The 13,354-nt window shown below is 38.3% G+C and carries 6 protein-coding genes and 1 pseudogene; 4 read left to right on the top strand and 3 right to left on the bottom strand.

Features of this window, described 5'->3' with window-relative positions; all coding sequences use genetic code 11:
• Positions 1-129 precede the first annotated feature (129 nt).
• The 3 genes from ligA to BUA76_RS10250 all read left to right on the top strand — a co-directional run bounded on the left by ligA (position 130) and on the right by BUA76_RS10250 (position 5,571).
• Positions 130-2,145 carry an NAD-dependent DNA ligase LigA gene (ligA, locus tag BUA76_RS10260; RefSeq protein WP_072884720.1) on the top strand — a complete coding sequence of 672 codons (2,016 nt, stop codon included), beginning with the start codon at positions 130-132 and terminating at the stop codon, positions 2,143-2,145.
• 114 nt (positions 2,146-2,259) lie between these two features.
• A complete protein-coding gene (locus tag BUA76_RS10255; protein ID WP_083573212.1) occupies positions 2,260-2,904 on the top strand; it encodes an MgtC/SapB family protein in 645 nt (214 codons plus the stop codon).
• A 528-nt stretch (positions 2,905-3,432) separates the two neighbouring features.
• On the top strand, positions 3,433-5,571 hold the full coding sequence (locus BUA76_RS10250) for a S46 family peptidase (protein WP_083573211.1): 2,139 nt from the start codon (positions 3,433-3,435) through the stop codon (positions 5,569-5,571).
• 174 nt (positions 5,572-5,745) lie between these two features.
• Here the strand turns inward: BUA76_RS10250 and BUA76_RS10245 are convergent, their stop codons facing one another.
• Entirely contained in the window at positions 5,746-6,312 is a 567-nt protein-coding gene (locus BUA76_RS10245) for an REP-associated tyrosine transposase (RefSeq protein ID WP_072884719.1), read from the bottom strand.
• Positions 6,313-6,543: 231 nt separating this feature from the next.
• Entirely contained in the window at positions 6,544-9,408 is a 2,865-nt protein-coding gene (locus BUA76_RS10240) for a M16 family metallopeptidase (protein ID WP_072884863.1), read from the bottom strand.
• A gap of 391 nt (positions 9,409-9,799) precedes the next feature.
• Here BUA76_RS10240 and polA point away from each other — a divergent pair, with 391 nt between their 5' ends.
• Positions 9,800-12,637, top strand: a complete 2,838-nt coding sequence (polA, locus tag BUA76_RS10235) for a DNA polymerase I (protein ID WP_072884862.1) — start codon at positions 9,800-9,802, stop codon at positions 12,635-12,637.
• A 111-nt stretch (positions 12,638-12,748) separates the two neighbouring features.
• Here polA and BUA76_RS10230 read toward each other — a convergent pair.
• A pseudogene (locus BUA76_RS10230) lies at positions 12,749-13,300 on the bottom strand (FEKKY domain-containing protein).
• Between the last annotated feature and the right edge of the window lie 54 nt (positions 13,301-13,354).

Below are 13,354 nucleotides of genomic sequence, written 5' to 3'. Positions count from 1 at the left end.
GGAAAAATGAACGAACAAATTTAGAAAGACATTTGTGATAATGCTTTACATCGAATATAAAATTAATATTAATTCTAATCATCAAAATCTCCCCAATACTTATTATTTTTGCTGGAAAGACAGAGCCCCATGCCCGACAATATTGAAAACATACAGCAAAAAATAGAAGATCTTAGAAAAGAACTTCACCAGCACAATGAAAACTATTATCTTCTGGACACCCCTACGATCTCAGATTTTGATTTCGATATGCTCCTTGAAGAACTCCGGGATCTGGAAGCAAAATATCCTGAATTCTATGACGAGAACTCTCCCACGATGAGAGTTGGCGGCGGAATTACCAAAGTTTTCCCGACCGTTCAGCATAGATTCAGAATGTATTCCCTTGATAATTCTTATGATTTCGACGATCTTGAAGACTGGGAAAAAAGAATCATTAAAGCCATTGATGAACCCGTAGAATTTGTAGCCGAACTGAAATATGACGGTGCCTCTATTTCCATTCTGTACGAAAACGGAAAACTGGTTCAGGCTGTGACGCGGGGCGATGGTTTTCAGGGTGATGAAATTACGGCTAATGTCCGTACTATTTCTGATGTTCCTTTAAAGCTTAAAGGTGATTTCCCTGCTCATTTTTTTATGCGTGGTGAAATTTATTTAACCCGAAAAAATTTTGATAAAATCAATAAGCAGCGTGAAGAAGATGGTTTGGATCCGTTCATGAATCCTAGAAATACCGCCAGCGGAAGCCTTAAAATGCAGCACAGCGGCGAGGTAAGAAAACGCGGACTTTCATCGGTTCTGTACCAGTATATTTCCGAAGAAATTCCTGCCGAATCCCATTGGGAACTGCTGGAAAAAGCAAAATCATGGGGTTTCAAAACATCACAGCAGGCCAAGCTTTGCAAAACATTAGCCGAGGTAAAAGAGTTTATCAGTTACTGGGATATCGAAAGACACAATCTTCCTTTTGAAATCGACGGAATCGTTTTAAAAGTGAATTCCTTGAAACAGCAGCGGCAGTTGGGCTACACCGCAAAATCCCCGCGTTGGGCGATGGCTTATAAATTCAAAGCCGAAAAAGTGGAAACCGAATTGCAGACCGTTTCTTACCAGGTGGGAAGAACCGGCGCCATTACTCCTGTAGCCAATCTTAAGCCTGTATTACTGGCAGGAACCATTGTTAAAAGAGCTTCTTTACACAATGAAGATATTATTAAAAAACTTGACCTGCATGAGCATGATTTCGTGTATGTAGAAAAAGGAGGTGAAATTATTCCTAAAATTGTAGGCGTAAATACAGAAAAAAGAACTGCGGAAAGCAAAGAAATAGAATACATCAAACACTGTCCGGAATGTGGAACGGAGCTGGTGAAAATTGAAGATCAGGCCATTCATTTCTGCCCGAACGAACTGCACTGTCCGCCTCAGGTGGTGGGAAGAATGATCCATTATGTTTCCCGGAAGGCCTTGAACATTGACAATTTGGGAAGTGAAACCATTGAGCAATTGTATCGAGAAAGGCTCATTGAAAACCCTGCCGATTTTTATGTGTTGAAAAAAGAACAGCTGCTTCCATTGGAAAGAATGGCGGAAAAATCTGCACAGAATATCATCTCCGGAATTGAAAAATCAAAGGAAATCCCTTTTGAAAAAGTATTGTACGGAATTGGAATAAAACATGTGGGAGAAACGGTTGCCAAGAAACTGGTTAAAAATTTCCCAACCATAGAAGAGCTTAAAAATGCTACGGTGGAAGAGCTTTGCCAGGTGGAAGATATCGGAACCAAAATCGCAGTAAGCATTGCCGAGTTTTTTGCCAATCCGGAAAATATCCTGATGATTGAAAGACTAAAATCCTACGGTGTACAGCTTGAAAAAGGCGAAAGCACAAATGAAGTTTTATCTAATGTACTGGACGGGAAAACCTTCCTTTTCACTGGGAAATTATCCTTATTCACCAGAGAAGCGGCAGAAGAAATGGTGGAAAAACATGGCGGAAAAAATATTTCAGCCGTTTCTAAAAACCTGAATTATCTGGTGGTCGGTGAAAAAGCCGGAAGCAAACTGAAAAAAGCCCAGGATATCGGAACCATTGAAATTCTGGATGAGCAGCAGTTTCTGGATCTGATTGAGAAAAAATAAATTATTAAAGCTGTCTTCGGGCAGCTTTTTTTGATATTGCTAAAAACTGATTTCATTCATATTCTGTAAAAAAGATTTTATTTAAATTTATTCTGGCTATTAAAATTATTACGCATGGAATTTCTAAAAGATCACTCCATCCAGAATGAATTGCTGCTGATTTTTATTTCAGTGGTTCTTGGAATAATGATTGGTGCAGAACGTGAATACCGCAACAAATCTGCCGGATTGCGGACTTTCATTCTGATCTGTTTCGGGTCCTGCCTGTTTACCATTCTTTCCATAAAAATAGGTGTCGATGATCCGGACCGTATCGCTGCCAATATCATTACAGGAATCGGCTTTCTGGGAGCAGGAGTTATTTTTAAAGGAGATAATAAAATAGACGGAATTACCACAGCTACCACAATATGGGCAACAGCATCCATCGGGATGGCAGTCGGATCGGGATACGTTTATCTTGCCGTTTTGGGAACCGTTTTAGTCCTGCTGATTCTCAGTTCTCTCAACAGCTTCGAAAAGCTGATTGACCGAGAACATAAAATCAGGGAATACAAAATTGCCGTTATCAATTATCACGACATACCTTACTGTGAAGAACTTTTCAGAAAGCATCACCTGAAATATTCCATTTCAAAACAGCAATATACCCAGGGAAATCTTTCCACCTCATGGATTATTACCGGCAAAAACGTTTATCATGAAGCTTTAATGAAAAGCCTGATGGAGGATGATCGCATTATCGCCTATCAGTTTTAGTAATGAATCTTTTATTTAACCGCAAAGTTCAACAAAATTTTAAAACACATAAGTCATATTAGATTAAAAGATAAAGCTTTACGATTATTTTAGAACACAGTAGTTTTTAAAAAATCTTTGATTTTATCTAATATGTTCTAAAATTTTTTTTTTCATTATTTTAAAAAGTTCTTCTGTGACTCATATGTTAATATCTCTGTGAAAATCTGTGCAATCCGTGGGATATTTTTACCGCAAACCAAAGTTTCGACGGAGTCAAAGCTATAAAAGCTTTTTATTACTCTATGAAACCTCTAATAGTATCTTAAGGCTCTTTTACGGTTAAATTTAGATTGCATAAAAAAGCAGTGTATTTTTTTCTCAATTTTAAATATTTTAGTGAAAATTTTCAGTCTTCTCACAATAAGCGATATAATTAAACTTAACATATGAAAAGTATAAATTATTGATTTCCAATAATAAATTAGTCAATATACCCCAAAATTTCAAACTCGTATTTTCTTCGTAAATTGGAGCAAAATTTTGATTATGACGAAAAAGATACTTTTATCCGTATTTCTTTTGCCGGCTGTTATGACATTTGCACAGCAATACGGAGGAATGTGGATCCCGACAGAGCTGAATGAAAAGGAAATGAAAGATCTGGGAATGAAAATCTCTGCAAAAGACATCTTCAACCCTCAAAAAGCAAGCATTAAGGATGCCGTGGTACAGTTCAACGGCGGGTGTACAGCAGAAATTATTTCTCCAAAGGGCCTTCTGCTTACCAATCATCACTGTGGATATGGACAGATCCAGGCGCATTCAACGGTTCAGAATGACTTATTATCAAACGGTTTTTGGGCTAAAAATACCGAAGGTGAGCTTCCTAATCCCGGTGTAACTGTTGATTTTATTGTTGATATCAAAGAAGTTACCGGCCAGATTCTTCAGGGAACAGACAATCTTACGGAACCTGAACTTTCTAAGCAGATTGCCAAAAATATTGAGATTTACAAAAACTCTCAGAAAACTGAGCCGTACCAATCGATTTCTGTAAAATCAATGTATTATGGGAATAAATTTTATGCCTATACCATTGAAACGTACAAAGATATTCGTCTGGTAGGCGCTCCACCGCAAAGCATCGGGAAATTCGGATCCGATACCGACAACTGGGTTTGGCCGAGACATACGGGAGATTTCTCAATGTTCAGAATTTATGCCGATAAAAACAACAAACCGGCAGAATATTCCAAAGATAACGTTCCTTACGTGCCTAAACATTATCTTCCGGTTTCCATCAAAGACAAAAATGAAAATGATTTCACCTTCGTTTTCGGTTTCCCGGGAAGAACCACGGAATATCTTCCGGCTATTGCTGTTGAAAAAATCATGAAAGAAATTGATCCGGCAAGAATTGCGGTGAGAGATGTTGCGTTGAAAACATTAGATGAAAAAATGCGTACTGATGATGCCACAAGGATTCAGTATGCTTCAAAATATGCATCCGTAGCCAATTACTGGAAAAAGTGGATCGGCGAGGTGGAAGGTTTGAAAAAATCAAATGCGGTAGAGAAAAAAGCAAAGTATGAAGCCTCTTTAGTCGCTAAAAATAATGAGATTAAAAGTACTTTAGACCAATTAAACAAATTATATAACGATCAGGCTCCTTATGCATTAAACAACGCTTATTATTCTGAAACCATCAGAAATGCAGAAACGCTGATGCTTGCCAATCTATATTACAATTATATCGCTGCCGTGGAAGCAGGAAGAATGGATGAGAAAGGTGCAGTGGCTTTAAAAAACAGGTTAACTTCTTTCTATAAAGATTACAATGCGGAACTTGATGCAAAAGTTACGGCAAAACTGCTGGCTTTGTATGCCAACAAAACTGATGCGCAATTCTTACCTGCAGGATTTGAAAAGTATAAAAATGAAGCGCAGAATATTCAGGTTATAGAAGATGCCTCTAAAAATTCTATCATCACAGGAAGAAGTGAGGTGAACGGCGCTTCTTTAAGCAAGGATATTGATAAAGCATTTTCCAATCAGGATAAATTAATCAAAACCCTGAAAAAAGATCCTGTATTCCAGATTTATACTGCGTTAAGAGACACTTATGTGACTAAAGCAGATCCTCAGTTTACTGCTCTCCAGACAAAAATTGATGCGCTGCAGAAAACGTATATGGCTCAGCAGATGGCAACGGATAAAGACCGAAAATTCTTCCCGGATGCCAATTCTACGCTGCGCGTAACGTATGGAAAAGTAAAAGGTTCTTCACCAAGAGATGCTGTTTCCTACAATTATCAGACGCATTTAGCCGGTGTCATGGAGAAATATGTTCCGGGAGATTATGAATTTGACGTTCCTAAAAAACTGATCGATCTTTATGACAAGAAAGATTTTGGAGTTTATAAAGATAAAACAGGAGATGTTCCCGTAGGATTTACTGCCACCAACCATACAACGGGAGGAAACTCCGGAAGTCCGGCGCTTGATGCGTACGGAAATCTTGTAGGATTAAATTTTGACAGACAGTGGGAAGGAACGATGAGTGACATCAACTACGATCCGCGCTTCAGCAGGAACATTATGGTCGATACGAAATACATTCTTTTCATCATTGATAAATTCGCCGATTCCAAATGGCTGATTAATGAAATGAAAATTGTGAAATAGTTTTTAATAAAGCAATATCAAAGTCCCGAAAGTTTTTCGGGATTTTGTTTTGAAATAAATATAAAAATATATTAAGAATTTTATATAAATCAAAAGCGTAAAATATCACAAATCTGCGCTTTAGTCAAATAACACACCGCTGCCGCGTGATTGTATCGCGCGAAATAAATAATCCTAAATATTAAACATCCTAAAAACAACTATATCTTCCAAAAGCCCTTTCCCATCAGCATAATCTATCGCACTGCTGTATCTGTAATCTTCCGCACGCATTACCAAACCAGCTTTCACAGGATTTTGATGGGTATAGTTAATCTTCTGCCAGATTACCCAGTTGCTCCATAATTCAATTGGATGGTTATCATGTCTCCAAAATTGATACTGATTGACATTGGATGTTTTTAAACCTTCTTTCAGGAAAAAGTTTAATAAGAATTTGTTTCTGGGTTCTTCTGCGTTTTCTTTTATTGCTGCTACAATAGCCTTGCTGGTAAACCTTTTGAAATCACCCAGCAAAAGCTCAGGTTTCTGACCAGTCACACTTCGGAAAACCAAATGTACATGATTGGGCATAATACACCATGCATGTATTTCCATTCCTTTGTTCTTCTGACAGAATCTTAAACTTTTCAACAGCAGCTGCACATATTCATCTTTTATAAACACATCCAGCCAGCCGACAACAGCAAAGCTTACGAAATACAGTCCTTCAGGATTGTGAAATTTATAATTTTTACTCATCAATGTATGTTTTGATAAAGATAAAAATAAATAAAAACAAAAAGCCACGCGATGGAATCGCGCGGCAGCGTTGTGTTATTTTTTTAAGTCTTCGCGGCAGTATTGTGTTATTTTTTTAAGTCTCCAGATGCTTCGACAAGCTCAGGATGACATTTCTAATACTATCTGTTATTTATTTAAAAGTCAATTGTAGCGGTGTCATGCTGAGCCTGCCGAAGCATTTCAATATTATTAATGTCCAAAAATATCCTTTAAAGTTACTTCTTTAAAAGCTCCCATCTGATTGACGGCACTCATATTCAGGTTTTCTTTTTTCCCGATAATAGCTGTATTAAAATGGACCGATTTGATGTAGTTATTATAAAATTCCTTAACATCATCAAAAGTCAGGCTCTCAATCTGCTGATAAATATCTTTCCTGAAATCATGATCAATATTAAGTTTTTTGAGTCGTAACGTATTAAAGAAAATATTGGTTCTGGTAATTCTTGCGGAAGCAATCTGTTTTAAGGCTGCATTCCTGGCGTTTTCAAACTGTGCCGGAACTTCAGGAAGTTCACCCATCAGTTCAGTAAGGGTATCTACGGCAATCTGCAGTTTATCCGGCTGTGTTCCGATATACGTTGTGATATAATCAGGATGATGGAGTTCCGAATTAGCCGCATAAGAAACATACGCAGAATAAGCAAGACTTTTACTTTCACGGATTTCCTGGAAAACAATAGAAGATAAACCTCTTCCGAAATATTCGTTAAATACATTAATCTTTCCGAAATTCCCTGTATCCACCATTTTTCCTTTTCCGATTCTGCTCATTTCCATCTGTACCATGTCATAGTTTGTGAAATAGACATTTCCCGTAGTTTCCGGCTCCGGATACTTTTTAGGTTCGGGAATTGCCATGTTTTCCGTTTCGATATATTTTCCGATATATCCTTTAAAACCTTCAAAGTTCCGTCCGTAAAAAAAGATCTGATATGGAAACCTGAATAAATTCTTCATTCTTTCCGTAAAGACTGCCACATGGGTGCTTTCGAGTTCTTCTTTAGAAATAATATCCGTAAACCTTGAGAATGAGCCGAACTTGGTATAATTCGTTAAAGCCGTCATGATACGGGCTTTGTCTTTTTTTACTGCTGCCCGGTTTTCAAGCACCGTTTCTACAAACCGATTATAAATTTGCTGATCCGGCTGTACTTCTTTCATCCAATGCTGGAGCAGCCCGATTCCTTCAGGAATATTTTCTTCAAGTCCCGCCAGTGAAATCATAAGCTGATCATTGGTTGTTTTAAAATCATTGGTAATTCCGATTTTAAAGAATTCCTTCTTAAGATCATCCGGGGAAAATTTATCCGTACCCAAATATTGAAGAACCTGTGTGGAAATACCGAGATCCCGATCATGGTCGCTTCCAAAAGGAAAAATAAAATGCACCTGGGCTATATCATTGCTTTTATTTTTAACAAAACTCAGTTTTTTATCTTTAATACTATCCGTGAGAATCTCTCTCTGATAATCGATAAACTCAGGCTGAATATCTTTCGTTTTTTCAGCTAAAATCTCCCGAAGGAAATCAGATTGCGCTTCACGGTTGATCTTTACCGGTGTGATTCCAGGATTTTCCACACGGATCAGCTTATCGTTGGTTCCTTTTTCTTTTTTAACAATTACATAATTATCTTTGAAAAATTCATTGGCAAAATTGATCACTTCCTCCTTTGTAATTGCTGCATATTCATCCATTTCGTTCAGTTCCTGCTCCCAGGTTCTGCCTTTGATGTAGGTATCGTAAAGATTGGTAGCCAGGCCATCTGCTGTTTCCAGTCCCTTCATTCTCTGTACTTTAAAATCATTGATAATGGCCATTAACATCCAGTCCGGAAAATTTCCTTTTTTCACCAGTTCTACCTGCTCCAGCACAAGATTTTTTGCTTCATCCAGCGTCTGTGTTTCTTTAGGAACCGCAACAATAGAGAAATACCCGTATTGTTTTAACCCTACGGAATAAGCCTGTCCCCAAAGCAGTTTCTGGGTTTGGTTGATGTTCAGGTCTATCAATCCGGCCTCTCCCCTGTTGCTTAAAATATTGGCTACAATATCCGCAAGCATGGCTTCCTTTGTTCCGTAGCTTTCGGTTCTCCAGGCCAGCTGAACTCTTGGTGTGGTAGGGCTTTTCACGGTTCTTTCCACTATTTTTGTAATGGGTTGTTCGATAACCGGAGACTTTTTGGGCAATTCCCGGTAAGGAATCGTTCCGAAATACTGATCTACCAATTTGATGGTATCATCAAAATCAAGATCTCCCACCAAAACCATTGCATAATTATTCGGGACGTAATATTCATCAAAATATTTATGAATCGCTTTCATGGAAGGATTTTTCAAATGTTCGGCCTTTCCCAGGGTGGTTTGCTGTCCGTTGGGATGATTGGGAAAAAGCGCATCCATCAGCTCGTACTGAACCAGCCTGGAATCATTATCCTGTGCCCTGTTGAATTCTTCATACACCGACTCCAGCTCGGTATGGAAAAGTCTTAACACCAGCTCTGAAAATCTTTCTTTTTCAATTTTCAGCCACTTTTCAAGTTCATTATTGGGAATATTGTTTTTATAAACGGTTTCATCAAACCAGGTGTGGGCATTGGTTCCCGTAGCGCCTAATGAAGAAATTGCCTTGTCATATTCATTGGCAATCGCATATTGGCTTGCTTCCTGAGAAATTTCGTCTATCTTCCGGTAAATGATTTTCTTCTTTTCAGGATCGGATGTTGATTTATGCTCTTCATACAAATCTGAAATTTGGTTCAGCAATTCACTTTCCTTTTCCCAATTTTGTGTACCGAGCTTTGAAGTCCCTTTGAACATCATATGTTCGAGATAATGTGCCAGTCCTGTATTATCGGCCGGATCATTATTGCTTCCCGTTCGTACCGGAATATAAGCCTGGATTCTCGGAGCATCAAAATTTTGAGCAAGAAAAACCTTTAGCCCGTTTTTTAAAGTATAAATTCTTACGTTATTTTCATCATGGGAAACGGTAATATATTCGTAATTTCCATCTTTATGAATCGTTTCACTGTATTTTTTATCTGTCATATCAATCATTTTCATTCCTACATCAGAATGCCATACAAATGTAAGGAATAGAAAATGAACTCTGTATGTTTTGTCAGGATTAGCATATCTTATTAAAATCGTAAATAACCTGAATACTGTTTGTTCATTTGATTAAATTAAAATGCATAGGAGATTTAAACAAAAATAGAGCATGCCTGATTTGAAGATTTTTATTTCATCTTCGAGCCTAAAAGACCCGCCTACGAATCTAAAAGATTCAACAACAAGCCTTAGAGGTTCAAAATTGAAGCAAAAAGGGTGGTTTTTAAAGTACATTGCTAAAAATAACCCATACCATCTTCGGTTAATCCTTTTCCTCATTTCCCCTTTAAAAGAACTCTTTTTCTTATATTTGTTTTTTATGGACAATATGGACGCAACACAAGATAAAAGATTATTCCTGATCGATGCTTATGCAATGATTTTCAGAGGATTTCACGCAATGTATAAAAATCAGAGATATACTAATTCTGGTTTAGAGACAACTGCTATTTTTGGATTTATGAACTCTTTGATTGAGTTAATTCGAAAAGAAAGACCGACACATTTAGCAGTAGTTTTCGATGTAGGTGAAGCAAGTATTCGAACAAATGATTATGCGGACTATAAGGCTAATAGAAGTGAAACACCAGAAGCTATCAAAATAGGAATTCCCTACATTCACCGCATTTTAGAAGCAATGCATGTGCCTCGGCTAGGAATTGAAGGATACGAAGCAGATGACGTAATAGGAACAATAGCATGTAAAGCAGAAAAAGAAGGGTATACTGTATATATGGTTACTCCAGATAAAGATTTTGGTCAATTAGTAACGGACAAGATAAAAATTTACAAACCTGGATATAAAGGCGGAGATGTTCAAATTCTTGGTATTGAAGAAATAAAAGCTAAATATGAGATTGAAGACCCTAAACAGGTAATCGATTTCCTGGCAATGATGGGAGATTCATCTGACAATATTCCCGGGCTTGATGGTGTGGGTGAAAAAACCGCGATGAAATTCCTGAAAGAGTTTGGAAATATTGAAACCCTTTTAGCAAACACCGACAAATTAAAAGGTAAATTAAAAGAAAAAGTAGAGGCTTCCGCCGAGCGCGGAATTTTATCTAAAAAACTGGCAACCATTATCTGCGATGCGCCTGTGGAATTCCATCAGGAACAATATGACCTGGAGACTCCGGATTTTGAAAAGGTAAAAGAAGTTTTTGACGAAATAGAATTCAGAAGGCTGTATGAAAATCTTTACCGTGCCTTTTCCCCGGCAGTTACAGGAACTGTTGTGGTTGCCGAAATAGACGTTACCACTGCCGAAATACCGCAGCAAAAAGTGGCGCAGGCAGTGGGACAGCTTGATCTTTTTGCCACGTATGAAGAGCTGGACCAGGCCACTTCCACAAAATCCACGATTGAGCATAATGATCATCTGTATCAGTTTATCGATAATCCGAAAGCGCAAAAAATTCTTGTTGAAAACCTGCTGAAACAAAGAGTTGTCTGCTTCGATACCGAAACGACTTCTTTGAACGAACTGGAAGCTGAGCTGGTGGGAATGAGTTTTAGCTACAAAAAAGGACTGGCTTATTATATTCCGCTATCGGAAGATCAGGGTGAAGTATTGCAGACGCTTGAGATTTTCAGGCCGTTTTTCGAAAAGGAAGATCTGATTAAGGTAGCACATAATTTAAAATTCGATTATAAAATTTTAAAAAGATATAATATTACCGTGAAAGGCGCGATGTTCGACACGATGATCGCGCACTATCTTTTAAATCCTGACGGAAGACACGGAATGGATTATCTTTCTGAAATATACTTGGGCTACAAACCCGTTTCCATTGAAACCATTATCGGAAAAAAAGGTAAAAAACAGGGAAACTTCAGGGATGCGGATCTCAGAACCCAAACCGATTATGCGGCGGAAGATGCTGATGTAACTTTCCAGCTGTATGAGCTTTTTGCCCCGCAGCTTAAAAAAGAAAATTTAGAAGACCTTTTTTTCAATATCGAAATGCCTCTGATGGAAGTTTTGGCTAAGATGGAACTTGCCGGAATTTCCCTCGATGAAAAATGGCTGGCCCAGGAAAGTGTAGATCTGGAAAATGACCTGAAGCAACTGGAAGCGAAAATTTTTGAACTTTCCGGGGAGGAATTCAATGTCAATTCCCCGAAGCAGCTTGGCGATATTCTTTTTGAAAAGCTGCAGCTGGATCCGAAAGCCAAGAAAACCAAAACCGGACAATATGCGACTTCCGAAGATATTCTGCAAAAGCTGGCTTCCAAGCATGAAATTATTCAGCATATTCTTGAATACAGGACGTATCAGAAATTAAAATCAACCTACGTTGATGCTTTGCCGTCACAGATTGAAAAAACAGACAACCGCGTTCATACGAATTTCTCACAGACGACTGCTGCAACGGGCCGTCTGGCGAGTGTCAACCCGAATCTTCAGAATATCCCGATCCGTACATTAAGAGGCCAGCAGATCCGTGGCGCTTTTGTGGCGGGAGAAGGGAAAAAGATTATTTCTGCGGATTATTCACAGATCGAGCTTCGACTGATCGCTGAAATTTCCGGAGAAGATAATATGATCAAGGCGTTCCAAGACGGAGAGGATATTCACGCTTCAACCGCGGCGAGGCTGTTTGACATTCCGCTTGAAGAGGTTTCAAAAATCCAGAGAAGCCAGGCAAAGACGGTAAATTTCGGAATTTTATACGGACAGGGCGCTTTTGCCCTTGCAGAGCAGACCGGATTGTCCAGAAGCGAAGCGAAGCAAATGATTGATGCCTATTATGCCACTTATCCGAAACTGAAAGAATATATGGCAGAACAGGTGAAAAGAGCCCGTGAAATCGGTTATGTGGAAACCATTCTGGGAAGAAAGCGCCATTTAAAAGATATTAATTCCAATAATTTTGTGGTCCGCGGACATGCGGAAAGAAATGCCGTGAATGCCCCAATCCAGGGAAGCGCAGCCGATGTGGTAAAAATGGCGATGATTAAAATTCAGAAAGAGCTGGAAAAGGAAAAATTAAAGACCAAAATGCTGCTCCAGGTACATGACGAATTGGTTTTTGAATCTCCGGTTGACGAAATTGAAGTGGCCACCAACATTATTAAAATGGAAATGGAAAATGCCATTGAAACGCAGGTTCCGCTGCTGGTGGAAGTGGGTGTTGGGAATAACTGGCTGGAAGCGCATTAAGATTATAATACAGATGCTTCGACAGGCTCAGCATGACAACACTAATACTAACTGTTAATTTGAAACGGTAAATTTTAGTAATGTTATCCGCAACCTGTCGAAGCATTTTTATCATCTGTTGTAAGAATGGGGAAATTTTATTTTATCTAAATTTTCAATTTCCTTATTCATTTTTTCTTCCCAGCCTTTTCCGTTTCTTTTTTCGAGGTAAGGCTTTACCGTTTCTTCATATTTTTGTTGTCCTTACCTATCAATTACATCAACCATGCAGCCTGTATTGAAATAAGTTACTCCAAATTTTTTTCGGATACTGTCTATTTTATTCTGCGTTTTTGCATCATATTGCGGGATAGAAAGCCCACCTGCAAACCGGTACATAATTTTGTCTTTTTTGATATCTTCTTTTGCCTGCTGTATATATTCATTTTCAGATTCTCTGATTGCTTTTCGGGTTGATATGTAAGTCGCTGCATCAAAATATATAATGAATGTTAACAATACACCGCAGAGTATTGTATATGCTAAAAGAAATTTATTTTCAGGTTTTACATTTTTAATTCTCAAATGGCTAATTAACCAAGCAATCACAGCAAACAAAGCTAAAGCGATCAAAAGGTATTGCGGACTGCTTTCCGATACAACCGTCCAAATGTCCGGTTTCATCGGATACATAATGAGATAGCCGCCTAAAGTATGCGCTGAAATAAGCAGCAATAC

It is taken from the genome of Chryseobacterium takakiae, from assembly GCF_900129385.1.
GTDB classification, from domain to species: Bacteria; Bacteroidota; Bacteroidia; order Flavobacteriales; family Weeksellaceae; genus Chryseobacterium; species Chryseobacterium takakiae.
This window is presented reverse-complemented; position numbering and strand designations above follow the sequence as displayed.

Excerpts from the sequence above, each read along its gene's own strand:
- ligA (WP_072884720.1), top strand. The coding sequence starts at position 130 with ATGCCCGACAATATTGAAAACATACAGCAAAAAATAGAAGATCTTAGA.
- BUA76_RS10255 (WP_083573212.1), top strand. The coding sequence starts at position 2,260 with ATGGAATTTCTAAAAGATCACTCCATCCAGAATGAATTGCTGCTGATT.
- BUA76_RS10250 (WP_083573211.1), top strand. The coding sequence starts at position 3,433 with ATGACGAAAAAGATACTTTTATCCGTATTTCTTTTGCCGGCTGTTATG.
- BUA76_RS10245 (WP_072884719.1), bottom strand. The coding sequence starts at position 6,312 with ATGAGTAAAAATTATAAATTTCACAATCCTGAAGGACTGTATTTCGTA.
- BUA76_RS10240 (WP_072884863.1), bottom strand. The coding sequence starts at position 9,408 with ATGACAGATAAAAAATACAGTGAAACGATTCATAAAGATGGAAATTAC.
- polA (WP_072884862.1), top strand. The coding sequence starts at position 9,800 with ATGGACGCAACACAAGATAAAAGATTATTCCTGATCGATGCTTATGCA.